Annotated in this window: 23 protein-coding genes; 10 read left to right on the top strand and 13 right to left on the bottom strand. The window is 72.6% G+C overall.

What is annotated here, in order from left to right:
• Positions 1-3: 3 nt before the first annotated feature.
• Positions 4-1,371 carry a sugar transferase gene (locus ACFYOS_RS14770; protein WP_387140499.1) on the bottom strand — a complete coding sequence of 456 codons (1,368 nt, stop codon included), beginning with the start codon at positions 1,369-1,371 and terminating at the stop codon, positions 4-6.
• Positions 1,372-1,891: 520 nt separating this feature from the next.
• Here ACFYOS_RS14770 and rfbA point away from each other — a divergent pair.
• From rfbA to rfbD, 4 genes are read left to right on the top strand one after another with little or no spacing between them, the layout of a single operon-like run.
• Positions 1,892-2,779, top strand: a complete 888-nt coding sequence (rfbA, locus tag ACFYOS_RS14765; RefSeq protein ID WP_387140495.1) for a glucose-1-phosphate thymidylyltransferase RfbA — start codon at positions 1,892-1,894, stop codon at positions 2,777-2,779.
• Positions 2,776-3,408 (top strand): dTDP-4-dehydrorhamnose 3,5-epimerase, encoded by a 633-nt coding sequence (gene rfbC / locus ACFYOS_RS14760; RefSeq protein ID WP_387140492.1) that lies wholly within the window; start codon positions 2,776-2,778, stop codon positions 3,406-3,408. Before rfbA ends, rfbC begins: the two co-directional genes overlap by 4 nt.
• Positions 3,405-4,418, top strand: coding sequence for a dTDP-glucose 4,6-dehydratase (gene rfbB, locus ACFYOS_RS14755; protein WP_387140489.1), 1,014 nt, complete (start codon positions 3,405-3,407; stop codon positions 4,416-4,418). The genes rfbC and rfbB overlap by 4 nt, the downstream gene beginning before the upstream one ends.
• On the top strand, positions 4,418-5,284 hold the full coding sequence (rfbD, locus tag ACFYOS_RS14750; protein WP_387140617.1) for a dTDP-4-dehydrorhamnose reductase: 867 nt from the start codon (positions 4,418-4,420) through the stop codon (positions 5,282-5,284). The genes rfbB and rfbD overlap by 1 nt, the downstream gene beginning before the upstream one ends.
• Here rfbD and ACFYOS_RS14745 read toward each other — a convergent pair.
• On the bottom strand, positions 5,281-5,760 hold the full coding sequence (locus ACFYOS_RS14745; protein ID WP_387140486.1) for a GNAT family N-acetyltransferase: 480 nt from the start codon (positions 5,758-5,760) through the stop codon (positions 5,281-5,283). The two genes, rfbD and ACFYOS_RS14745, sit on opposite strands and share 4 nt — an antisense overlap.
• Positions 5,761-6,008: 248 nt before the next feature.
• On the opposite strand from ACFYOS_RS14745, the gene ACFYOS_RS14740 reads away from it, so the two are divergent.
• From ACFYOS_RS14740 to ACFYOS_RS14730, 3 genes are all read left to right on the top strand, one after another.
• Positions 6,009-6,296: a hypothetical protein gene (locus tag ACFYOS_RS14740; RefSeq protein ID WP_387140614.1), complete on the top strand. Its 288-nt coding sequence runs from the start codon at positions 6,009-6,011 to the stop codon at positions 6,294-6,296.
• Positions 6,297-6,552: 256 nt separating this feature from the next.
• On the top strand, positions 6,553-7,449 hold the full coding sequence (locus ACFYOS_RS14735; RefSeq protein ID WP_387140483.1) for a universal stress protein: 897 nt from the start codon (positions 6,553-6,555) through the stop codon (positions 7,447-7,449).
• Positions 7,450-7,647: 198 nt separating this feature from the next.
• Entirely contained in the window at positions 7,648-8,535 is an 888-nt protein-coding gene (locus tag ACFYOS_RS14730; RefSeq protein WP_387140480.1) for a universal stress protein, read from the top strand.
• 9 nt (positions 8,536-8,544) lie between these two features.
• Here the strand turns inward: ACFYOS_RS14730 and ACFYOS_RS14725 are convergent, their stop codons facing one another.
• From ACFYOS_RS14725 to ACFYOS_RS14715, 3 genes are all read right to left on the bottom strand, one after another.
• Entirely contained in the window at positions 8,545-9,171 is a 627-nt protein-coding gene (locus ACFYOS_RS14725; protein ID WP_387140477.1) for an FMN reductase, read from the bottom strand.
• Entirely contained in the window at positions 9,168-10,277 is a 1,110-nt protein-coding gene (locus ACFYOS_RS14720; RefSeq protein ID WP_387140474.1) for an LLM class flavin-dependent oxidoreductase, read from the bottom strand. The genes ACFYOS_RS14725 and ACFYOS_RS14720 overlap by 4 nt, the downstream gene beginning before the upstream one ends.
• A 199-nt stretch (positions 10,278-10,476) precedes the next feature.
• Positions 10,477-11,094, bottom strand: coding sequence for a DNA-3-methyladenine glycosylase (locus ACFYOS_RS14715; RefSeq protein WP_387140471.1), 618 nt, complete (start codon positions 11,092-11,094; stop codon positions 10,477-10,479).
• Between the two features lie 95 nt (positions 11,095-11,189).
• Here ACFYOS_RS14715 and ACFYOS_RS14710 point away from each other — a divergent pair, with 95 nt between their 5' ends.
• Both ACFYOS_RS14710 and ACFYOS_RS14705 read left to right on the top strand, forming a co-directional pair.
• On the top strand, positions 11,190-11,615 hold the full coding sequence (locus tag ACFYOS_RS14710; RefSeq protein WP_387140468.1) for a DNA-binding protein: 426 nt from the start codon (positions 11,190-11,192) through the stop codon (positions 11,613-11,615).
• A gap of 119 nt (positions 11,616-11,734) precedes the next feature.
• Positions 11,735-12,088, top strand: coding sequence for an MmcQ/YjbR family DNA-binding protein (locus ACFYOS_RS14705; RefSeq protein ID WP_387140465.1), 354 nt, complete (start codon positions 11,735-11,737; stop codon positions 12,086-12,088).
• Positions 12,089-12,130: 42 nt separating this feature from the next.
• On the opposite strand, the gene argH is transcribed toward ACFYOS_RS14705, so the two are convergent.
• From argH to argC, 8 genes are all read right to left on the bottom strand, one after another.
• Complete coding sequence (gene argH / locus ACFYOS_RS14700; RefSeq protein ID WP_387140610.1) at positions 12,131-13,594, bottom strand: argininosuccinate lyase; 1,464 nt, start codon at positions 13,592-13,594, stop codon at positions 12,131-12,133.
• A gap of 145 nt (positions 13,595-13,739) precedes the next feature.
• Positions 13,740-14,945 (bottom strand): argininosuccinate synthase, encoded by a 1,206-nt coding sequence (locus tag ACFYOS_RS14695; protein WP_387140462.1) that lies wholly within the window; start codon positions 14,943-14,945, stop codon positions 13,740-13,742.
• Positions 14,942-15,457 carry an arginine repressor gene (locus ACFYOS_RS14690; RefSeq protein WP_387140459.1) on the bottom strand — a complete coding sequence of 172 codons (516 nt, stop codon included), beginning with the start codon at positions 15,455-15,457 and terminating at the stop codon, positions 14,942-14,944. The genes ACFYOS_RS14695 and ACFYOS_RS14690 overlap by 4 nt, the downstream gene beginning before the upstream one ends.
• Positions 15,454-16,383: an ornithine carbamoyltransferase gene (gene argF / locus ACFYOS_RS14685; protein ID WP_387140456.1), complete on the bottom strand. Its 930-nt coding sequence runs from the start codon at positions 16,381-16,383 to the stop codon at positions 15,454-15,456. Before argF ends, ACFYOS_RS14690 begins: the two co-directional genes overlap by 4 nt.
• On the bottom strand, positions 16,380-17,567 hold the full coding sequence (locus ACFYOS_RS14680; RefSeq protein WP_387140454.1) for an acetylornithine transaminase: 1,188 nt from the start codon (positions 17,565-17,567) through the stop codon (positions 16,380-16,382). Before ACFYOS_RS14680 ends, argF begins: the two co-directional genes overlap by 4 nt.
• The gene (gene argB, locus ACFYOS_RS14675) at positions 17,564-18,451 is read right to left on the bottom strand and encodes an acetylglutamate kinase (protein WP_387140451.1); all 888 of its coding nucleotides are present in this window, start codon (positions 18,449-18,451) and stop codon (positions 17,564-17,566) included. The genes ACFYOS_RS14680 and argB overlap by 4 nt, the downstream gene beginning before the upstream one ends.
• On the bottom strand, positions 18,448-19,620 hold the full coding sequence (gene argJ / locus ACFYOS_RS14670; RefSeq protein WP_387140448.1) for a bifunctional glutamate N-acetyltransferase/amino-acid acetyltransferase ArgJ: 1,173 nt from the start codon (positions 19,618-19,620) through the stop codon (positions 18,448-18,450). Before argJ ends, argB begins: the two co-directional genes overlap by 4 nt.
• Positions 19,617-20,618, bottom strand: coding sequence for an N-acetyl-gamma-glutamyl-phosphate reductase (gene argC / locus ACFYOS_RS14665; RefSeq protein ID WP_387140446.1), 1,002 nt, complete (start codon positions 20,616-20,618; stop codon positions 19,617-19,619). The genes argJ and argC overlap by 4 nt, the downstream gene beginning before the upstream one ends.
• Positions 20,619-20,688: 70 nt before the next feature.
• On the opposite strand from argC, the gene ACFYOS_RS14660 reads away from it, so the two are divergent.
• Complete coding sequence (locus ACFYOS_RS14660; RefSeq protein WP_387140443.1) at positions 20,689-22,170, top strand: MFS transporter; 1,482 nt, start codon at positions 20,689-20,691, stop codon at positions 22,168-22,170.
• The last annotated feature ends 4 nt before the right edge of the window (positions 22,171-22,174 follow it).

Here is a 22,174-nt window from a genome sequence, read left to right as displayed (position 1 = left end):
CGGTCAGTAGGCTCCGGAGCTTCGGACGACGGCGCTCAGCGTGCGGGCCAGGATCACCAGGTCCATGGTCAGCGACCAGTTCTCCACGTACGACAGGTCGAGCCGGATGGACTCCTCCCAGGACAGGTCGGAGCGGCCGGAGACCTGCCACAGCCCGGTCAGCCCCGGCTTGACCACCAGACGTCGGCGCATGTCCGACGGATAGTTGGCAACCTCGCGAGGCAGCGGCGGCCGGGGTCCGACCAGCGACATGTCGCCCGTGAGCACGTTGACGAGCTGCGGGATCTCGTCCAGCGACAGCCGGCGCAGCCACCGCCCGACCGGGGTCACCCGCGGGTCCTGCCGCATCTTGAACAGCTCGCCGTCGCTCTCGTTGCGGCCGAGCAGGTCCGCCAGGCGTTCTTCGGCGTCCACGTACATCGTCCGGAACTTGTAGATGACGAACGGCCGGCCGTTCTTGCCCACCCGCACCTGACGGAAGATGGCGGGACCACCGGCACCCGGGCTCATCCAGACCAGCAGGGTGATCGCGAGCAGCAGCGGGGCGGCGAGAATCAGCAGCAGGAGCGCCGACACCCGGTCGAACACCGACTTGACAACCCGCCGGCCGCCCTTCAGTCGAGGGTGCTCGACGTGCAGCATCGGCAACCCGTCGACGGGTCGGACGGTGGTGCGGTCGCCGGCCACGTCGACGAGGTTGCTGGCGACGATGAGGTCGACCTCGTCGCGTTCGAGTTGCCACCCCAACCGGCGCAGCGCGGCTCCCGCCATCTCTGGACAGGAGAGCACGACGACGGTGTCCGCACTCACCTGTGCGACGGCCGCCGGAACGTCCTCGAAGGTGCCGAGGATCGGCGGCAGCCCGCCGCCGCGCTGCTCCGCGAGTCCCGCCGGTGGGTGCGGGAGGCAGGTGCCGACCACGCCGAGCCCGTGGTAGCACTCGCGGCGCAGCCTCCTCGTCATCTCGGCGACGGCGAGTTCGTGCCCGACCAGGATCACCCGGTGCAGCCGCTCACCGCGTGCCCACGAACGGTGCAGCTGCTGGCGGACCAGGTAGCGCACCGCGACGCCGGCGACGGTGACCAGTGGCATCGCGATGATCACGTAGCCTCTGGCGAGCCGGAATTCGAACGCGAGGGAGACAACCGCCAACATGGCGGTAACGGCGAGCCCGGTCTGGAATACCCGAGCGTACTCATCATTTCCCACGAATAGATAGCGCGATTCATACGCTCGGTTGAGGGTGAGCGCCAGCACCCAGGCAAACGGCAGCGCAACGGTGAGCCAGAGATGGACACGGTTGTACGGCTCGGCCGTCGCCGAGCCGAATCGAAGGCCCAGGGCCACGACCGCGGACGCCAGTCCGACCATGAGGTCGACGAGGCACAGTGTGGCGACGTATCGGGACTGCCAGCCGGTCCGCGTTGCGGTGACCGAATGGCCGGTTGGCGACCTCTCGCCGTGTCGTATGGCCGTGTCGTCAATGACCTGCGCGACTTCCACCAATTTGCACCGCCCCCACTTACCCGGGCCGACCAGCCGTGCCCCTACGGCCTGTCGTCCGGCTTGAACCGGCGCGGTACCCGCGAACGACTGCGCAGCCAGGAGTGTGGTGCCCCGGGAGGCGCAGGCGGGACCGACTGAGGTATGAGCATGCTGACCATGCACTAAGTGCGCCACCGCCGTTTTCGGTATTTCTTATCTGAAGTCGAATTGCCGACAACGCAGCGGCTGACCGGCGCCGGACACGGCACCGATCCGGTGTTTCACAATGGTCCATCCAGTTGCCCCGGCAACCCGATCGAGGCAGTCGCGCGCGACTTTCGGACGTCGTCAGAATCGTTCGGTTACCGGCCTCCGGGTGATGCTTCGCGGCCGGTAACCTCCCGCCATGCGCGGAATCCTTCTCGCCGGCGGCACCGGAACGCGGCTGTGGCCGATCACCCGTGCGATCTCCAAGCAGCTCATGCCGATCTTCGACAAGCCGATGATCTACTACCCGCTATCCACATTGATCATGGCGGGCGTGCGGGAGATTCTGATGGTCACGACGCCGGAAGATCAGGACCAGTTCCGTCGCGTGTTCGGCGACGGCACCCAGTTGGGGTTGCGGCTGGAGTACGCCGTACAGCCACGCCCGGAGGGAATCGCGCAGGCCTTCCTCGTCGGCGCCGACTTCATCGGCGCCGAGCCCGTGGCCCTGGTTCTCGGCGACAACATCTTCCACGGCGTCGGCCTGGGCCGACAGCTCGCCGGCCACGGCGATCTGGTCGGCGGCCGGATCTTCGCCTACCAGGTGGCGGACCCCGGGGCGTACGGGGTGGTCGACTTCGACGCCGACGGACGGGTGCTCTCGATCGAGGAGAAGCCCGCGCAGCCGAAGTCCCGCTACGCCGTGCCCGGGCTGTACTTCTACGACAATCGGGTGGTCGACTTCGCCCGCAAGCTGACGCCCAGCGCGCGCGGCGAGCTGGAGATCACGGCAATGAACGAGATCTACCGGGAGCTGGGCGAGCTGTCCGTGACGGTGCTGGACCGCGGCACCGCCTGGCTGGACACCGGCACCTTCACGTCCATGATGCAGGCCGCCGAGTTCGTTCGGGTCATCGAGGAGCGCCAGGGTATGAAGATCGGGTGCGTCGAGGAGGTCGTCTGGCGGGCGGGGCTGATCGACGACGACCAGCTGCGGACGTTGGCCGCGCCACTGACCAGGAGCGGATACGGCGACTACCTGCTCGGCCTGCTGGACCGGCAGCACGGCGGGGAGGCGCGTCGATGAAGATCCGGCCGTTGAGCATCGACGGGGCCTGGGAGATCAGCCCCCAGCAGCACGGCGACCCACGCGGACTGTTCCTGGAGTGGTACCGCTTCGACCGGCTCGCCGCCGCGATCGGACATCCGCTGCGGCTCGCGCAGGCCAATCTCTCCGTCTCCGCGCACGGCGTCGTCCGTGGCCTCCACTTCGCTGACCTGCCCCCCGGCCAGGCCAAGTACGTGACGTGCGTACGGGGGGCGGTCATCGACGTGGTGGTGGACATCCGGGTGGGCTCGCCGACCTTCGGGCAGTGGGAGGCGGTCCGGCTCGACGACGATGACCGCCGCGCGGTCTATCTCAGCGAAGGCCTGGGGCACGGCTTCTGTGCGCTGACCGACGACGCCACGCTCAGCTACCTCTGCTCGGCCACCTACAACCCGGCCGCGGAGCACACGGTGCACCCCCTCGACCCTGAGTTGGCGATCACCTGGCCGACGGAGGCGCCACTGCTGTCGGCGCGGGACGCCGCGGCTCCGACCCTGGCCCAGGCACGTGCAGCGGGACAGCTCCCGGACTACCAGACCTGCCGGTCCTTGCTGGCGAGCCGGAACTCGGCTGCAACCCCTGCCTCGACGGAAGGTGGCCACCGATGAGGATCCTGATCACCGGCGGAGCCGGGTTCATCGGGTCGGAGTATGTGCGGATGCTGCTGGGTGTGCCCGGTGGTGACGCTGGCGGGGTGCCGGCCGTGGAGCCGGTCGTGGTGACGGTGCTGGACAAGCTGACCTACTCCGGGAATCTGGACAATCTCGCCTGCGTGCGGGGGGACCGGCGGTTGCGGTTCGTGCGGGGGGACATCTGCGACCCGGTGTTGGTCGATGAGGTGGTGGCCGGTCATGACGTGGTCGTGCATTTCGCCGCGGAGTCGCATGTGGATCGTTCGATCGCGGGTGCGGGGCCGTTCGTGACCACGAATGTGTTGGGTACGCAGACGCTGCTGGACGCGGCGTTGCGGCACGGGACGCAGCGGTTCGTGCACGTGTCCACCGACGAGGTGTACGGGTCGATCGACGAGGGGTCGTGGACCGAGGCGTGGCCGTTGTCGCCGAACTCGCCGTACTCGGCGTCGAAGGCCGGTTCGGATCTGCTGGCGTTGGCGTATCACCGCACGCACGGCATGGATGTGGTGGTGACCCGTTGTTCGAACAACTACGGGCCGTACCAGTTCCCGGAGAAGGTCATCCCGCTGTTCGTCACCAACCTGCTCGATGGTGGCACCGTGCCGCTGTACGGCGACGGCGGCAACGTGCGGGACTGGTTGCACGTGCACGACCACTGCCGGGGCATCGCCATGGTGCAGGAGAAGGGCCGCGCCGGGGAGGTCTACCACATCGGCGGTGGGACCGAGTTGACGAACAAGGACCTCACCGCCCGGCTGTTGGAGGCGTGCGACGCCGGGTGGGAGCGGGTGGTGCCGGTCGCCGACCGCAAGGGCCACGACCGCCGCTACTCGCTGGACATCAGCAAGATCGGCGCCGAGCTGGGATACACGCCGAGCATCGACCTCGAGCGCGGCCTGACGCAGACCGTGGCCTGGTACCGGAACAACCGGGCCTGGTGGGAACCGCTGAGGACGCGCACCACCTCGCCCGTGGCGTCGTGATGCGGCTGCTGGTCACCGGCGCCGCCGGGATGCTGGGCCGGGACCTGCTGGCCGTCCTGCGCTCCCGGGCCGACGTGTCGGTCACCGCCACCACCCGCGCCGACCTCGACATCACCGACCCGCACGCCGTGCGGGCCGCCGTCACCGGGCACGACATGGTGATCAACACCGCGGCGTGGACCGACGTGGACGCCGCCGAGACACAGGAACAGGCCGCCACCGCCGTCAACGGCACAGCGGTCGCCCACCTGGCCCGGGCCTGCGCCGCAACCGGCGCCCGCATGATCCACATCTCCACCGACTACGTCTTCGCCGGCGACGCCACCGAGCCGTACCCGGAGGACGCCCCCACCCACCCGGTCAACGCCTACGGACGCAGCAAACTCGCCGGGGAACACGCCGTCACCCGCCTGCTGCCCGACACCGGCTACATCGTGCGCACCGCCTGGCTCTACGGCGCCCACGGACCCAACTTCATCGCGACCATCCTGCGCCTGGCCGGCGAACGCGAGCACCTCGACGTGGTCAACGACCAACACGGCCAACCCACCTGGTCCGCCGCACTGGCCGAACAGCTCATCGCGCTCACCGACGCGGCGCTCGCCGGCCACGCCACCCCCGGCACCTACCACGGCACCGCATCAGGCCACACCACCTGGCACGACCTCGCCCGCACCGTGTTCACCCTCCGCGGCCTCGACCCCAACCGCATCCGACCCACCACCAGCGACCACTACCCCCGCCCCGCCACCCGCCCCAGCTACAGCATCCTGGCCCACAACCGCTGGACCACCGCGAACTTACGACCCATGGCAGACTGGCACTCGACCCTGGCCGAAGCACTGGCCGCTGGTGAGACCCGTTAGGCGGGAAGCTCCAGCAGGTACTCCTCGACCTCGGCGCCGCGGCCGTCGGCGTACCCGGAGTCCTCGCCGACCACGACGAAGCCGCACTTGCGGAGCACGGCGAGGGAGGCGGCGTTGTCCTTGGCCGCCCGGGCGTGCACCGGCCGCTGCGGCAGCTCGCGTAGCAGCGCGGCGAGCGCGGCGGTGGCGTAGCCCCGACCCCAGCGGTGCGGGTCGATCCAGTAGCTGACCTCGGTGCGCTCCCCCACCGGGAAGGCGATCACGCGCCCGACCACCTCGCCGTCGACCGTCACGGTGCGCGGGACGATCCGCGCGTCGGCACGGATCCGGACCCAGTGGTCGTCGAACGCGGCCCGGTCGGTCGGGTCCTTCGGGCCGAACGCGGCCATCCAGTTCGCCTGCGGGTCCTGCTCATGGGCGAAGAACGCGGGCAGGTCGTCGTCGCGTACCGGGCGGAGCCGCACCTCATTGGTCACCCGCCGGAGAATACGCGGCCCGCCGACACACTCGGGACGTCCGGCCTGGTCACCGTCCCGTCCGACGCTGCGGCCCGGCCCCGCGCCTCGGTACGAAGGCTCGCGCCGGCGAGCCCGGTGCGGGAACTGCCCGGCGCGCTGCGCTGAGCGGGCCTCGAGCGAGCGGGCGACGTCACTCGGCCGGTGGACCGGCGCCGGACCGGCGCCGGACGGACGGGGTGGGATCGGAGGATCGTCGGGTGAACAAGATGCGTCAGCGCCGGCGGAACCTGGCATTCCCGGTGCGTACCGTCGGAGCCTCCGTCATCGGACCGATGGCGGCCGGTCCGCGTGCCTTGGGCCCGACGGCGGCCGCGCCGCTGGCGCTCGCCGCGGCGGCGCTCGGCGCGGTGGCGGTCGGCACGCTGGTGATCGGCCGCTTGGCCATCCGCCGGGCGGTGATCCGTGAGCTGCGGATCGGCCGGCTGGAGGTGCACGATCTGATCGTCCACCGGCACTCGACAGGTCAGCCGGTCGGCGGCAGCGCCGCCGGGTAACCGTAGAGGTCGAGCAGGCGGACCCGGGAGGCCTGGAGCCGGTCCACCACCACGCTCCACGAGCAGTTGGGGACCCGCCCTGGCGTCGGGTCCCTCGGGTGTCGACACGTCGTGCTCCTTGTCGATCGTTCGGGCTCCATCCGACCTCGCCCGGGCCCGGGCCGTCAGGGCCGTTGGTCCCGGGCCGCCCGGGCGCAACGCCTCTGCCGGCTGCCCGCCGACGGGACAAGGCTGGAGGTGGACGAAGGAGGACGTGATGACCGACAGATCCGGTGCCCCCGTCGTGGTGGGCGTGGACGGCTCCCCCTCAGCCCTGGACGCCGTACGGCTGGCCGCGCGGGAGGCGGCGGCCCGGCGCCGGCCGCTGCGGGTGGTGCACGCGTTCCGGTGGCCGCTGCTCGGCACCCCGCTCGGCCCGGTCGCGGCCACGCTGCCCGACGCCGAGCTGCGGCAGGAGGCCGAGAAGCTGGTCGAGGAGGCCGTCGGTGAGGCCCGCAAGGTCGACGCCGAGCTTGAGGTGACCGGTGCGGTGGCCGAAGGCGGCGCCGTCTCGGTGCTGCTGGAGGAGGGCCGTGCTGCCGCGCTGCTGGTGCTCGGCCATCGTGGCCTGGGCGGCTTCGCCGAACTGCTGGTCGGCTCGGCGGCGGTGCAGCTCTCCGCCCGGGCGGACTGCCCGGTACTGGTGGTCCGGGGTGAGCCGCGCGCCGACGGACCGGTGGTCGTCGGGGTGGACGGTTCCCCGCTGTCCCACGAGGCGATCGGTTTCGCCTTCGCCGAGGCGGCGCAGCGGGGCACCGACCTGGTGGCCGTGCACGCTTGGCTCTACCCGACCCCGGTCGGCCCGGGCGACATCGTGCCGTTGGTGTACGACCCGGATGAGCTGCGCGCCGAGGAGGAGCGGGTGCTCGCCGAGGCGGTGGCCGGCTGGGCCGAGCGCTACCCGGACGTCCCGGTCCGGCAGAAGGTGGTGGCCGCCGGCCCGGCCCGGGCTCTGGTGGAGGAGTCCACCGACGCGCAGCTGACCGTGGTCGGCGTGCACGGCCGGGGCAGCCTCGGCGGCCTGCTGCTCGGCTCGGTCAGCCACGCGGTGCTCCACCACGCGCACAGCCCGCTGGCCATCGTCCGCCACCGCCGGGGGCGGGACGCCACCTGACCCCCGGGACACCGCCGCGCCGGCCGCTCCCCCGGGCCGGCGCGGCGGGCGGTCCGGTCCGGCCTTCGCGCGGAGCCGTCGAAGCCCTCGGCGGCAGCGGTGCGCGGGACGCGCCGAGGTGTCGGGGCCGGGCGGTCGGGGCAAATGCGGTGCGACGGGGACGTTGCCGTCGAGAATGGCCTGAGCCGACCCGAAGGGATGCCGATGAACCGACCTGTCGTGGTGGGCGTCGACGGATCGCCGTCCAGCCTGACCGCCGCCGAGCACGCGGCGCGCGCCGCCGTCGCGCGGTCCCGGCCGCTGCACCTGGTACACGGCTACCTGCACCCGCTCGGCTACGGCGTGCCGCTCAACCCGTACGACCTCGGGGTGCCGGCGCCCACCGAGGAGGCGCAGCGGATGCTCGAGCAGGTGGCCGCCGACCTGACCGACCGCCACCCGTCCCTGCGGGCGGAGGTACGCCAGGTGGCCGGCGGCCCGGGTGCCAGCCTGGTCGACGAGTCGCGCCGGGCCGACCTCGTGGTGGTGGGCAGTCGGGGCGTGGGCGGCTTCGCCGGGCTGCTGCTCGGCTCGGTCAGCGGCCAGGTGGCCCAGCACGGGCACTGTCCGGTGCTGGTGGTGCGCCCCGCCGAGCAGCCGATCCCGGCCGACGGGCCGGTGCTGGTCGGGGTGGACGGCTCCGAGCCTGCCGCGCTCGCCGTCCGCCTCGCGGCCGACGAGGCGGCACGCCGCGACACCGACCTGGTGCTGGTGCACGTACGCGCGCCCGAGCGGGGCGGGGCGGTGCCGGAGGAGGCGGCCGAGTCGGCGGCCGCCGGGCAGGCCGAGTCGGCCGAGCTGCTGGCCGGGGCGGCCGCCGCGATCCGGCCGGACCACCCGGTGCTGACCGTGGTCGAACGGCCGGTCCGGGCCGGCTCGCCGGAACAGGCGCTGATCGCGGCGAGTGGGGGGGCCGCGCTGGTGGTGGTCGGCTCGCGCGGCCGAGGCGGATTCGCCGGGCTGCTGCTCGGCTCGGTCAGCCAGGCCCTGGTGCAGCACGCCCACTGCCCGGTGCTGGTGGCGCACCGGTACGAGCCGGCGGACTGACCCGCCGGCTCAGGCCGGGTCGCGGCCGGCGAGCAGGTCCTCGAAACTGGTGGTGAGGGCGAAGGGATCGGCCGGTCCGGTGGCGGGCGGGCGGCGGTCGATCTGCTCGGCCAGCGCGCTGCCGGCGCGCCGGATCCGGGCCCGCAGCGCGCTCTCGTCGCCGTCGCCGGCCCAGTCCTCCGGCGCCGCGAAGACCGCCGTCGGCATGACCACCGCCCGCAGGTGGGCGAACATCGGCCGGGCCGCGTGCTCCAGGGCCAGCGAGTGCCGGGCGGTGCCACCGGTGGCCCCGATCAGCACCGGCCGGTCCGTCAGCGCGTCCCGGTCGACCACGTCGAAGAACGACTTGAACAGCCCGCTGTACGACGCGTTGAAGATCGGGGTGACCGCGACCAGGCCGTCCGCGCCGGCCACCGCGTCCAGCGCCGCCCGCAGGGCGGTCGACGGGAAGCCGGTGAGCAGGTGGTTCACCACGTCGTGGGCGTGCTCGCGCAGCTCCACCGTACGGATCTCCACGTCGGCGCCGCGCCGGACCAGCTCGTCGCGGGCGGCCGCGGCGAGCTGGTCGGCGAGCAGCCGGGTCGAGGAGGGCTGGCCGAGGCCGGCCGAGACCACGACCAGGGTGCGTCTGGTCATCGGCCCTCCTCCGTGCCGGTGGCGGCGAGCGCGGCGTCCCGGGCGGCCGTCAGGCTGGCGTGCGTCGGCGCCGCGGGCACGTGCGCCGGTCGCAGCGAGTCGAACTCCTTGCGCAGCACCGGGACGACCTCCTCGCCGAGCAGGTCGAGCTGTTCCAGGACGGTCTTCAGCGGCAGCCCGGCGTGGTCGATCAGGAAGAGCTGGCGCTGGTAGTCGCCGACGTACTCGCGGAAGCCCAGTGTGCGGTCGATGACCTGCTGCGGGCTGCCCACGGTCAGCGGCGTCTCCCGGGTGAACTCCTCCAGCGACGGCCCGTGCCCGTAGACCGGGGCGTTGTCGAAGTACGGCCGGAACTCGCGGACCGCGTCCTGGGAGTTCTTCCGCATGAAGACCTGCCCGCCGAGCCCGACGATGGCCTGGTCGGCGGAGCCGTGGCCGTAGTGCTCGAACCGCTGCCGGTAGAGGCCGACCATCCGCTGGGTGTGCTCCTTCGGCCAGAAGATGTGGTTGGCGAAGAAGCCGTCGCCGTAGTACGCGGCTTGCTCCGCGATCTCCGGGCTGCGGATCGAGCCGTGCCAGACGAACGGGGGGACGCCGTCGAGCGGGCGCGGGGTCGAGGTGAACGACTGCAGCGGGGTGCGGAACCGGCCCTTCCAGTCGACCACGTCCTCACGCCAGAGCCGGTGCAGCAGGTCGTAGTTCTCGATCGCGAGCGGGATGCCGTTGCGGATGTCCTGCCCGAACCAGGGGTATACCGGACCGGTGTTGCCGCGCCCCATCATCAGGTCCACCCGGCCGTCGGCCAGGTGCTGGAGCATGGCGTAGTCCTCCGCGATCTTCACCGGATCGTTGGTGGTGATCAGCGTGGTCGAGGTGGAGAGCAGCAGCCGCTCGGTGCGGGCGGCGAGGTAGCCGAGCATGGTGGTGGGCGACGAGGGCACGAACGGCGGGTTGTGGTGCTCGCCGGTGGCGAAGACGTCGAGCCCGACCTCCTCGGCCTTCAGCGCGATGGCCACCATGGCCTTGATCCGCTCACGCTCGGACGGCATGCGCCCGGTGGTCGGGTCGACCGTGACGTCGCCGACGGTGAAGACTCCGAACTGCATGACCAGCTCCTCGCGTGACGTCCGGGCCGGGGCGGCCCGAATCGCACCGCACAACATATTTGACGAGTCAACTATTCCGTCGCCACCCCCGGCCCGGGTGGTCCACCTCACCGGCCCGCTCCTGCCCGGCCGCAGTGGCGCCAGGCAGCCGGCCCGGAGCGGCGCCGGTGGCGGCGGCCATCGTCCGCCGGGAGCCCGGTCAGCGCCGGACGCGGGGCACGTGCCGGCGGTACGCGCTGACCGTCGCGTCGCCGTCGATCCAGAACCGCCACGGCACGTCGTGCGCGCCGGTTACGCCCACCCGGGGGCCGGCGGCGACGGACCCCTCCGGCAGCGGCTCGCGCGCCGGTCGCAGCCGGACCGGGCCGTCGCCGAGCAGGTCCGCGCCGTAGACCGTGCGGTCGATGCCGAGCGCCGCGCAGAGCCGGGCCGGCCCCCGGGCCAGGTCCACGTCCCGGCGTACGGCGGGGCGGCGGGCCCGCGCGAGGTCGAGGCCGTCGACCACCTCGCCGGCCCGCAGCAGCACCGCCGACGCCTCGCCGTCGGGCCCGGTGACCACGTTGACACACCAGTGCATGCCGTAGGTGAAGTAGACGTAGGCGTGCCCGGCCGGGCCGAACATCACCGCGTTGCGCGGGGTGCGGCCCCGGTGGGCGTGTGAGGCCGGGTCCCCGGCGGTGCCGGCGTACGCCTCGACCTCGGTGATCCGCACGGTGACGCCGTTGCCCGTGAGGTGGCAGCCGAGCAGTCCCCGGGCGGCGGGCACCACCGGTCCGGCGAGCAGGTCGGCCAGGGTGGTGAGGTCGGTGCTGGTCACGGGGAGCAGCCTATCCGGCGGCTAAAGGAGGTGAGCACGACTTGCTTTCAACGAGGCGTTGACAAAGTCATGTTCAAGGGCGTCTCATGGAGGGCATGGACACGCTGGACAACGACCCGTTCACCGCTCCGGATGCGGCCCAGGCGCGGGCCCACCGCAACTACGCGGCGCTGCTGCGGATCGCCGAGCGGCACGCCGGCACCGATGCCCGGCGGCGGCGGTATGCCCACCCCGATGTCCCGGACGCCTACGAGGCGGCGACGCTGGTGATGGCCCTGGCCGGCGGGGCCGAGCTGGAGGCGGGCGAGGAGCCGGTCGACCAGGCCGACCTGATGGCCGCGCTGACGCTGATCCCGCACGTGCGGGCCGAGGTGGACGCGCTGGAGGCGGGCCTGCTGCAGGCGGCCCGCGGCCGGGGCATGACCTGGCAGGCGATCGCCTTCGGGCTGGGGCTGGGCAGCGCCCAGGCGGCCCGGCAGCGCTACGAGCGGCTGACCGTGCGCACCGGCACCAGCGCCTGACGAACGACCGTCGCGACGGGGTCCCGCGCGGGCCGCGACCGACCGCGGGCGACCGGACCGGCGTCGCCCTGTCGGAGGCACCCGCCACACTGGGTCGGCAACCGGGAGCGGAGGACGTGATGACGCGCGAGGAGATGCGGACCTACTGCCTGGCCAAGCCGGGCGCCTGGCTGGACCAGCCGTGGGAGGGGGACGAGGTGGTCAAGGTGGGCAGCAAGATCTTCGCCTTCCTCGGCTCCCCCGATGGCGAGGCCCGGGTGGGAGTCAAGTGCGGCCCGACCCGCGAGGTGGCCGACGAGTGGCTGCACCGGTTCCCCGCCGACGCCCGCCCCTCCCCCTACATCGGTCGGTCCGGCTGGAACACCCTGCGGCTCGACGGCGACATCCCGAACGACGAGCTGATCGACGCGGTCGACGGGTCGTACGAGGCGGTGGTGGCGAAGCTGCCCAAGCGCGAGCGACCGACCGCCTGATCCCCGCGCGACGCCGGGCGGGCGCCGCGCGGGGCGTCGGGATCAGCGGGGCACGACCCGCTCGGCCGCCCAGTCCCGCCAGCCGGTCAGCTTGTCGGCGGCGGCGGCGAGTTGGTCGGCCACCGGGCCGGGGCCGGTAGAGCCGGGGGTGACACGGGCGGCGAGGGCGGAGCGCACCGAGAGCACGTCGCGCACCGACGGGTCGAGGTGCTCACTGACCGCGGCGAGATCGTCGTCGGAGACCTCGTCGAGGGCGCAGTCCCGGGCCACGCAGAGCGCCACCAGCTTGCCGGTGATCTCGTGCGCGTCGCGGAACGGCACGCCCCGGCGGACCAGCCAGTCGGCGACCTCGGTAGCCAGGGAGTAGCCGACCGGCGCGGCGGCGACCAGGCGGTCGACGCGTACGGTCATCGTGGAGATCATCCCGGCGAGAGCCGGCAGCAGCAGCTCCAGCGTGTCGACCGCGTCGAAGGCCGGCTCCTTGTCCTCCTGCATGTCCCGGTCGTAGGTCATCGGCAGGCCCTTGAGCATGGTGAGCACGCTCATCAGCCCGCCGACCAGCCGGCCGGACTTGCCCCGGGCCAGCTCGGCGATGTCCGCGTTCTTCTTCTGCGGCATGATCGACGAGCCGGTGGCGAAGGCGTCGTTCAGCTCGACCCAGCCGAACTCCTGGGACGTCCAGAGCACCACCTCCTCGCCGAGACGGGACAGGTGCACCCCGATCATCGCAGTGACGAAGAGGAACTCGGCAACGAAGTCCCGGTCGGCCACCGCGTCCATCGAGTTGGCGAAGGACGTGCGGAAGCCCAGCTCCTTGGAGACCGCCACCGGGTCCAGCGGCAGCCCGGAGCCGGCGAGCGCGCCGGCGCCGAGCGGGCTGATCGCGGCGCGGTGGTCCCAGTCGCGCAGTCGCTCCAGGTCGCGCAGCAGTGGCTGCACGTGGGCGAGCAGCCAGTGCCCGAAGGTGACCGGCTGGGCGTGCTGGAGGTGGGTCATGCCGGGGGCGGCGGTGTCCACGTGCCGCTCGGCCTGCTCGACCAGGGCTTCGGCCAGCTCGACCAGCCGGGCGGCCACGCCGCGGGCGTGGTCGCGCAGATAGAGCCGCAGGTCCGTGGCGACCTGGTCGTTGCGGGACCGGCCGGCGCGCAGCTTGCCACCGAGGCTGCCGAGCCGCTCCAGCAGGCCGCGCTCCAGGGCGGTGTGCACGTCCTCGTCGTCGACCGTCGGCCGGAACGCCCCGGAGGCGCAGGCGGCCTCCAGGTCGTCTAGCGCGGCCAGGATCTTCCCCAGTTCCTCGGGGTCGAGCAGGCCGGCGCCGGCCAGCACCCGGGCGTGCGCCCGGGAGCCGGCGATGTCGTACGGGGCGAGGCGCCAGTCGAACTGGACGCTCACCGACAGCCGCGCGAGCGCCTCGGCGGGTCCGCCGGCGAACCGGCCTCCCCAGAGGCTCGTCCGGTTGGTGGCGGCGCTGTTCTCGGTCAGGCTCTTGTCGTCCACCCCACCCATTGTGGCAGCGCTCACCTTTCGCTCCCGACTGCGGGGCTCACTCGCTGCGCTCCTTCACTCCTCGCGCTCGCAGGCCTCACCTTCCGCTTCCCGACTGCGGGGCTCACTCGCTGCGCTCGTTCACTCCTCGCGCTCGCACCCACGATCAGGCGCCGCCGACCCGGGCGTCCCGCGCGGCCGCCATCCTGCTGGGCAGGCCCCACAGCTGCACGAAGCCCTTGGCAAGGGACTGGTCGAAGGTGTCGCCGGTGTCGTAGGTGGCCATGCCGAAGTCGTAGAGGCTGGCCTCGGAGCGCCGGCCGGTGACCACGGCCCGGCCGCCGTGCAGGGTGAGCCGCACCTCGCCGGAGACGTGCTGCTGGGCGTCGTCGATGAACGCGTCGAGGGACTTCTTCAGCGGCGAGAACCAGAGCCCGTCGTAGACCAGCTCGCCCCAGCGCTGGTCGACGCCGCGCTTGAACCGCGCCAGGTCCCGCTCGATGGTGACCGCCTCCAGCTCCTGGTGGGCGGTGATCAGGGCGATCGCGCCGGGCGCCTCGTACACCTCGCGGCTCTTGATGCCGACCAGCCGGTCCTCGACCATGTCGAGGCGGCCCACGCCCTGCGCGCCGGCGCGCCGGTTGAGCTCCAGGATCGCCTGGTACGGGGTGACGGTCTCGCCGTCGATGGCCACCGGCACGCCGGCGTCGAAGGTGATGACCACCTCGTCGGCGTCCCGCGGCTCGGTCGGGTCAGCGGTGTACGAGTACAGGTTTTCGATCGGGCCGTTCCAGATGTCCTCCAGGAAGCCGGTCTCGACGGCCCGGCCCCACAGGTTCTGGTCGATGGAGTACGGCGACTTCGCCGACACGTCGATCGGCAGGCCCTTCTCCTCGGCGAAGGCGATGGCCTTGTCCCGGGTCCAGGCGAAGTCCCGGGCCGGGGCGATGATCTTCAGGGCGGGGGCGAGCGCGCCCAGGCCGACCTCGAAGCGGACCTGGTCGTTGCCCTTGCCGGTGCAGCCGTGCGAGACGATCGTGCCGCCGTACTTCTTCGCGGCGGCCACCAGGTGCTTGACGATCAGCGGCCGGGACAGCGCGGAGACCAGCGGGTAGCGGTCCATGTAGAGGGCGTTGGCCCGGATGGCCGGCAGGCAGTACTCGGCGGCGAACTCGTCGCGCGCGTCGACCACCTCGGACTCGACGGCGCCGCAGTCCAGCGCGCGCTGCCGGATGACGTTCATGTCCTCGCCGCCCTGGCCGAGGTCGACCGCGACCGCGATCACCTCGGCGCCGGTCTGCTCGGCCAGGTACGGGATGGCGACGGAGGTGTCGAGACCCCCGGAGTACGCCAGGACGACCCGCTCGGTCATGGTGTAGTGCTCCCTTCAACGTTCTCTTCCCGGCGGGCCCACGCGGCGAGCTTGTCGCCCAACGCGGCGCCGCCGTCGGCCTCGCGGGCCACGACGAGGATGGTGTCGTCGCCGGCGATGGTGCCGACGATCTCGGACAGGCCCGCTCGGTCCAACGCGCTGGCCAGGTAGTGGGCTGCGCCCGGCGGGGTACGCAGCACGGCGATGTTGCCGCTGGAGTCGACCCCGTTGAGCAGCTCGCGGAGCAGCCGGACGAGTCGGGCCGGGGCGGCCTCGGCCTCACGCAGCGGCCGGTGGCCATCCTCGGGGATCAGGTAGACGCCCCGCCCGTCGCCACCGCGCGCGGTGACCGCCCCGAGCTCCTTGAGGTCCCGGGAGAGGGTGGCCTGGGTGACCTGGATGCCGTCACCGGCGAGCCGGTCGGCCAGCTCGGTCTGCGAGTGGATGGCCTGGTCGCGGATCAGCTCGACGATGCGGGCGTGCCGTGCGGCACGGGTCAGCGGGGCGGTCATGGTGTGGATGCCTCCAGGAGAAACGTCAGCAGCGCCTTCTGGGCGTGCAGGCGATTCTCCGCCTGGTCGAAGACGGCGCTGTGTGGCCCGTCGAGCACCGAGTCGGTGATCTCCTCGCCCCGGTGGGCAGGCAGGCAGTGCAGCACGATCACGTCCGCCGCGGCGTGGCCGAGCAGCGCGTCGTTGACCTGGTACGGCAGGAACGGGGTGTTCCGGTCGAGGCCGTCGGACTCCTGGCCCATCGAGGTCCACGTGTCGGTGGCGACCACGTCGGCGGCCCGGACCGCCTCGACCGGGTCGGTGAGCACCCGCACCGCGCCACCGGTGCTGGCGGCGATCTTCTCGGCCCGGGCGACGATGTCGGGGTCGGGCTGGAAGCCGACCGGCCCGGCGACCCGGATGTGCATCCCGGCGGTCGCACCGGCCAGCAGGTACGAATGCGCCATGTTGTTCGCCGCGTCGCCGAGATACGCCAGGGTGCGTCCGGCGGTGACACCGAACCGCTCGCGGACGGTGAGCAGGTCGGCCAGGAGCTGGCACGGGTGGTAGGTGTCGGTGAGCGCGTTGACCACCGGCACGGTGGCGTGCGAGGCGACCTCGGCGATCCGGTCGTCCCCGTGGGTACGCAGCACGATCGCCGCGACGTAGCGGGAGAGCACCCGGCCGGCGTCGGCCAGGGTCTCGCCCCGACCGAAGTGGGTGACCTGGGTGTCCACCACGAGCGGGTGGCCGCCCAGCTCGGCGATGCCGGCGTCGAAGGAGATCCGGGTGCGCAAGCTCTGCTTGTCGAAGAGCACCGCCACCGACTTCGGCCCGGCCAGGGGCTTCTGGGCGAACCGGTCGGCCTTCATCCGGGCGGCGAGGTCGAGCACGGCGGACTGCTCGGCGGGCGACAGGTCGTCGTCGCGCAGGAAGTGCCGGATCATGCGGGGACCTCCGTCGGGGTGGCGGCGGCGTCGAGGGCGGCGGGGAGCGCGGCCAGGAAGGCGTCGGCCTGCTCGGCGGTGAGGATCAGCGGCGGGGCCAGCCGGACCACGCCCGGCTGCACCGGGTTGACCAGGAAGCCCGCCGCGCGCAGCGCGGTCGCCACCGCGCCGGAGACCGGCTCGGCGAGCACGACGCCGAGCAGCAGGCCGGCGCCGCGTACGTCGGCGACGAGCGGGTGGCCGAGCGCCTCGATCCCTCGCCGCAGCCGCTCCCCGATCCGCTTGACGTGGTCGAGCAGCCCTTCGTTGGCGATGGTGGCGACCACGGCGAGGGCGGCCGCGCAGCTGACCGGGTTGCCGCCGAAGGTGGTGCCGTGCGAGCCCGGGCCGAGCAGGTCGGCGGCCCGGCCGAAGGCCAGGCAGGCCCCGATGGGCAGGCCGCCGCCGAGCCCCTTGGCCAGAGTGACGAGGTCCGGCTCGACGCCGTCGGCCTGGTGGGCGAACCAGTGCCCGGTACGGCCGACGCCGGTCTGCACCTCGTCGAGCACCAGCAGGGCGCCGTGCGCGGCGGTGATCCGCCGGGCCTCGGCGAGGTAGCCGGGCGGCGGGACGACGACGCCGTTCTCGCCCTGGATCGGCTCCAGGATCACCATCGCGGTCGCGTCGGTGACGGCCGCCGCCAGGGCGGCGGCGTCGCCGTACTCGACGTGGGTGACGTCACCGGGGAGCGGGCGGAACGGGTCGGCCTTGGCCGGCTGGCCGGTGAGCGCCAGCGCCCCCATGGTCCGGCCGTGGAAGCCGCCGTTCGTGGCGACCACGTCGGTGCGCCCGCTGAGCCGGGAGAGCTTGAACGCCGCCTCGTTCGCCTCGGCGCCGGAGTTGGCGAAGAACACCCGGCCGGGACGGCCGGCGAGGGCCAGCAGCAGTTCGGCGAGGGCCACCGGGGGCTCGGCGACGAACAGGTTGGAGACGTGCCCGAGGGTAGCGACCTGCTTGGAGACAGCGGCCACCACGGCCGGGTGGGCGTGGCCGAGGGCGTTGACCGCGATGCCGCCGAGCAGATCGACGTACTCCCGGCCGGCCTCGTCGACCACGACGGCGCCGGAGCCGGAGACGAGCCCGAGCGGCGGGGTGCCGTAGTTGTCCATCATGGCCTGGCCCCAGCGTTCCACCAGCGTGCTCATGACGCGATCACCATCGTGCCGAACCCTTCCGAGGTGAAGACCTCGAGCAGCGTGGAGTGGGCGACCCGACCGTCGACGACGTGCGCGGCGGGCACTCCCCCGCGCACCGCCCGCAGGCAGGCCTCCATCTTCGGGACCATCCCGGATTCCAGGGACGGCAGCAGCTTCGCCAGGTCGTCGGTGGTGATCTCGCTGACCAGGCTGGACGTGTCGGGCCAGTCGGCGTAGAGGCCGGCGACGTCGGTGAGAACGACCAGCTTGCGGGCGTCCAGGGCGACGGCGAGCGCGGCGGCGGCGGTGTCGGCGTTGAGGTTGTGCAGCACCCCGTCGGCGTCCGGCGCGACGGTGGAGATCACCGGGATCCGGCCGGCCGCGATCAGGTCGGCCACCGCCGAGACGTCCACCGACTCCACGTCGCCCACCTGCCCGACGTCGACCGGCTCCCCGTCCACGTACGCCGGGCGGCGCACGGCGGTGAACAGGCCGGCGTCCTCACCGGAGAGGCCGACGGCGAACGGGCCGTGCGCGTTGATCAGCCCGACCAGCTCCCGCCCGACCTGCCCGACCAGCACCATCCGCACGACGTCCATCGCCTCCGGGGTGGTGACCCGCAGGCCGCCCTTGAACTCGCTGGCGATGCCGAGCCGGCCGAGCATGGCGGAGATCTGCGGCCCGCCGCCGTGCACCACGACCGGCCTGAGGCCGGCGTACCGGAGGAAGACCATGTCGGCGGCGAAGGCCCGCTGCAGCTCCGGGTCGACCATGGCGTTGCCGCCGTACTTGACCACGACGGTGGCCCCGGAGAGGCGGGCCAGCCAGGGCAGGGCCTCGATCAGCGTCTCGGCCTTGGCCTGGGCCCGGCTCAGGTCCACGGTGAGGCTCATGTGGAGTACGCCGAGTTCTCGTGCACGTACGCGTGCGACAGATCGTTGGTCCAGATGGTCGCCGCCGCCTCGCCGGCGTGCAGGTCGATCCGGATGGTCACGTCCCGGCCGGTGAGGTCGACCTTGGCCCGGTCCTCGGCGGCGGCACCACCCCGGCACACCCAGACCCCGTTGACCGCGACGTCCACGCCGTCCGGCTCGAACGCGGCGGCGGTGGTGCCGACGGCGGCGAGGATCCGCCCCCAGTTCGGGTCGTTGCCGAACAGCGCGGTCTTGACCAGGTTGTTCCGGGCCACCGAGCGGCCCACCTCGACCGCCTCGTCTTCGCTCGCGGCGCCGACCACCTCGATGGCGATCTGCTTGGTGGCGCCCTCGGCGTCGGCGATGAGCTGCTGGGCCAGGTCGTGGCAGGCGGCGGCGACCGCGGCGGTCAGCTCCGCCTCGGTGGGTTCGATGCCGGACGCCCCGCTGGCCAGCAGTAGCACGGTGTCGTTGGTGCTCATGCAACCGTCGGAGTCGATCCGGTCGAAGGTGACCCGGGTGGCGGCGCGCAGCGCGGCGTCGAGGGTCTCCGGCCCGGCCACCGCGTCGGTGGTGAGCACGCAGAGCATGGTGGCCATGGCGGGGGCGAGCATGCCGGCGCCCTTGGCCATGCCGCCGACCGCCCAGCCGCTGCCCTTCGCCACGGTGGTCTTGGGTCGGGTGTCGGTGGTCATGATCGCCTCGGCGGCCGGCTGCCCCCCGTCGCGCGACAGCTCGCGCACCGCACTGCGCACGCCGGACAGCAACGCGGGCATGGGGAGCCGCTCACCGATCAGCCCGGTGGAGCAGACCGCGACCTCACCGGCGCCGAGCATCAGCCGGGGGCTGCTGGCGGTGAGCGCGGCGGCGGTGTGCTCGGCGGTGGCGTGGGTGTCCTGAAAGCCGGCCGGGCCGGTGCAGGCGTTCGCCCCGCCGGAGTTGAGCACCACCGCGCGCACCACGCCGCCCCGGACGACCTGCTGGGTCCAGAGCACCGGGGCGGCCTTGATCCGGTTGGCGGTGAAGACGCCGGCGATCCCGGCGTCGGGGCCGTCGTTGACGACGAGGGCGACGTCGCCGGCGCCGCTGGCCTTGAGCCCGGCGGCCACGCCGGCTGCCCGGAAGCCTCGGGGGGTGGTGACGGTCATGGGGCCACTCCGAAGGTGGAGAGTCCGGTGGTCTCGGGGAGGTCGAACATGAGGTTGGCGTTCTGCACGGCCTGGCCGGCCGCGCCCTTGCCCAGGTTGTCGATGGCGCTGACCACGATCACCCGGCCGGAGTCGACGTCGACGGTGGCCTGGAGGTGGCAGGAGTTGGATCCGGCGGTGGCGGCGGTGTGCGGCCACGCCCCCGCCGGCAGCACGTGCACGAAGGGCGCGTCCGCGTACGCGGCGGCGAGCACCTCGCGGGGGTCGGCGTCGCCGGTCGGCACGGCGGTGACCGTGGCCAGGATGCCCCGCGGCATGGGCGCGAGTACGGGGGTGAAGGAGAGGGTGGTCGCCCCGGTGGCCTGCTTGATCTCCGGCACGTGCTGGTGCGCGCCGACCTTGTAGGGCGACAGGTCGCCCATCACCTCGCTGCCGAGCAGGTGGGCCTTGGCGGCCCGGCCGGCGCCGGAGGTGCCGGAGGCGGCGACCGCCACCACGTCGGTGGGGAGGACCGCGCCGGCAGCGATCAGCGGGGCGAGCGCCAGCGTGGTGGCGACCGCGTAGCAGCCGGTGTTCGCCACCCGGGTCGCCGCGGCGACGGCGGCCCGCTGGCCGGGCAGCTCGGGCAGTCCGTAGGTCCAGGCCCCGGCGTGCGGGCCGCCGTACCAGCCGGCCCAGGCGTCGGCGTCGCGCAGCCGGTGGTCGGCGCCGAGGTCGACCACCTTGACGGTGCTGGGGAGGGACGCGGCGAGGGCCGCCGACTGGCCGTGCGGCAGGGCCAGGAAGACCAGGTCCGCGTCGGCCACGGTGGTCGGGTCGGTCCCCCCGAGCATCAGGTCCAGCCCGGCGAGCTGCGGGTGTACGGCGGCGACGGGCTGGCCGGCCTGGGCGTGGGCGGTGGCGGTCACCAGGTCGAACTCCGGGTGCCCGGCGACCAGGCGCAGCAGTTCGCCTCCGGCGTACCCGCTGGCCCCGGCGACCGCTACTCGGATGCCCATACCTACCTCCGCATGACTATGCAACGAAGGCTAGCAGCCGCGAGGGTCCACTGCAAGTTCATGCCGCACGGTGCATGAAAATGAAGAGGCTGCCGGCGAGTTACGGCCGGAAGGTTTAGCCAGGGGCCCGCCTGGAATCCTGCGGGCGGTCCAGGGGACCCAGACCCATATCTCCGAGCCGGGGAGCCGCATGTCATCTCCGCCCAACGCGAACCGGACTGCGTCCGCACCGGGACCCTTCCTGAAGGTGGTGGGGTCGAGCCTGATCGGCACCACGGTCGAGTGGTATGACTTCTTTCTCTACGGCTCGGCCGCCGCGCTGGTGTTCAACAAGCTGTTCTTCCCCGGGTTCGAGCCGCTGGTCGGCACGCTCCTCGCCTTCGCCACCTACGCCGTCGGATTCGTCGCACGGCCGCTCGGTGGGCTGGTGTTCGGCCACTACGGCGACCGGGTCGGACGCAAGAAGATGCTGGTGCTCAGCCTGCTGATCATGGGAATCGCGACGTTCGCGATCGGCCTCCTGCCGACCTACTCGGCGGTGGGCCTCCTGGCGCCGATCCTGCTCGTGATCTTCCGTCTGTTGCAGGGGTTCGCCGTCGGCGGTGAGTGGGGCGGCGCCATCCTCATCGTCGCCGAGCACGGCGGCGCCAAGCGGCGTGGTTTCTGGTCGAGTTGGCCGCAGGCGGGCGTGCCGGCCGGCAACCTGCTGGCGGTCGGCGTGCTCTTCCTCTTCGCCGCCACGTTGAGCGACGCCGCGTTCGAGGCGTGGGGTTGGCGCGTCCCGTTCCTGCTGAGCGCCGTGCTCGTCCTCGTCGGGCTCTACATCCGCGTGTCGATCAGTGAGTCGCCGGTCTTCCAACGGGCGCAGGCGGAGATGCAGCAGTCGCGGGTCCGGCAGAAGGCCCCCATTCGCCAGGTGCTGACCCGCTACCGTCGCGAGGTCCTCGTCGCGATGGGCGCCCGCTTCGCCGAAAACGTCTCGTACTACCTCTTCACGGTTTTCGTCCTGACGTACGTGACCAGACAGGTGGGATTGTCGCGAGGCACCGCGCTGAACGCCGTACTCATCGGGTCGGCCGTCCAACTCTTCGCGATCCCGCTGCTGGGCGCGCTGTCCGACCGGATCGGCCGGCGACCGCTCTATCTCACCGGTGCGGTCGGCGTCGGCGTCTGGGGGTTCGCGTTCTTCGCACTGATCGACACGAGGTCGTTCGTCGCGATCACCCTCGCCGTCACCGGCGGCCTGGTCCTGCACGCGATGATGTACGGGCCGCAGGCCGCCTACTTCGCCGAGCTGTTCGGCACCAGTGTGCGCTACAGCGGCGCCTCGATCGGTTACCAGCTCGCGTCCGTCTTCGCGGGCAGCCTGGCACCGCTCATCGCGGTCGCCCTGCTCGCCCGCTACGGCTCAGGCACGCCGATCGCGATCTACCTGGCCGGCTCGGCGATCGTCACGATCGTCGCGGTGCTGTCGTCCGGCGAGACCAGACAGCGCGAGCTGTCGGCGGACATCGGCGTCGACCGGGTTGGGTTGCGCGGCGCGGGAGCCTGACCGG

Source organism: Micromonospora sp. NPDC005806 (assembly GCF_042871425.1).
Classification (GTDB): domain Bacteria; phylum Actinomycetota; class Actinomycetes; order Mycobacteriales; family Micromonosporaceae; genus Micromonospora.
Note: the sequence above shows the minus strand (reverse complement) of the source record. Positions and strands in the feature narration are given on the sequence as shown.

Bases quoted from the DNA above. Each gene is read 5' to 3' on its own strand.
- argH (WP_387140610.1), bottom strand. From the start codon at position 13,594: ATGGGTGGGGTGGACGACAAGAGCCTGACCGAGAACAGCGCCGCCACC.
- ACFYOS_RS14740 (WP_387140614.1), top strand. From the start codon at position 6,009: ATGCGTCAGCGCCGGCGGAACCTGGCATTCCCGGTGCGTACCGTCGGA.
- ACFYOS_RS14730 (WP_387140480.1), top strand. From the start codon at position 7,648: ATGCCGATGAACCGACCTGTCGTGGTGGGCGTCGACGGATCGCCGTCC.
- ACFYOS_RS14695 (WP_387140462.1), bottom strand. From the start codon at position 14,945: ATGACCGAGCGGGTCGTCCTGGCGTACTCCGGGGGTCTCGACACCTCC.
- rfbC (WP_387140492.1), top strand. From the start codon at position 2,776: ATGAAGATCCGGCCGTTGAGCATCGACGGGGCCTGGGAGATCAGCCCC.
- rfbA (WP_387140495.1), top strand. From the start codon at position 1,892: ATGCGCGGAATCCTTCTCGCCGGCGGCACCGGAACGCGGCTGTGGCCG.
- rfbD (WP_387140617.1), top strand. From the start codon at position 4,418: ATGCGGCTGCTGGTCACCGGCGCCGCCGGGATGCTGGGCCGGGACCTG.
- argJ (WP_387140448.1), bottom strand. From the start codon at position 19,620: ATGACCGTCACCACCCCCCGAGGCTTCCGGGCAGCCGGCGTGGCCGCC.
- argF (WP_387140456.1), bottom strand. From the start codon at position 16,383: ATGATCCGGCACTTCCTGCGCGACGACGACCTGTCGCCCGCCGAGCAG.
- argC (WP_387140446.1), bottom strand. From the start codon at position 20,618: ATGGGCATCCGAGTAGCGGTCGCCGGGGCCAGCGGGTACGCCGGAGGC.
- ACFYOS_RS14770 (WP_387140499.1), bottom strand. From the start codon at position 1,371: ATGGTCGGACTGGCGTCCGCGGTCGTGGCCCTGGGCCTTCGATTCGGC.
- rfbB (WP_387140489.1), top strand. From the start codon at position 3,405: ATGAGGATCCTGATCACCGGCGGAGCCGGGTTCATCGGGTCGGAGTAT.
- ACFYOS_RS14725 (WP_387140477.1), bottom strand. From the start codon at position 9,171: ATGACCAGACGCACCCTGGTCGTGGTCTCGGCCGGCCTCGGCCAGCCC.
- ACFYOS_RS14710 (WP_387140468.1), top strand. From the start codon at position 11,190: ATGGACACGCTGGACAACGACCCGTTCACCGCTCCGGATGCGGCCCAG.
- ACFYOS_RS14720 (WP_387140474.1), bottom strand. From the start codon at position 10,277: ATGCAGTTCGGAGTCTTCACCGTCGGCGACGTCACGGTCGACCCGACC.
- ACFYOS_RS14680 (WP_387140454.1), bottom strand. From the start codon at position 17,567: ATGAGCACGCTGGTGGAACGCTGGGGCCAGGCCATGATGGACAACTAC.
- ACFYOS_RS14705 (WP_387140465.1), top strand. From the start codon at position 11,735: ATGACGCGCGAGGAGATGCGGACCTACTGCCTGGCCAAGCCGGGCGCC.
- ACFYOS_RS14690 (WP_387140459.1), bottom strand. From the start codon at position 15,457: ATGACCGCCCCGCTGACCCGTGCCGCACGGCACGCCCGCATCGTCGAG.
- ACFYOS_RS14735 (WP_387140483.1), top strand. From the start codon at position 6,553: ATGACCGACAGATCCGGTGCCCCCGTCGTGGTGGGCGTGGACGGCTCC.
- argB (WP_387140451.1), bottom strand. From the start codon at position 18,451: ATGAGCCTCACCGTGGACCTGAGCCGGGCCCAGGCCAAGGCCGAGACG.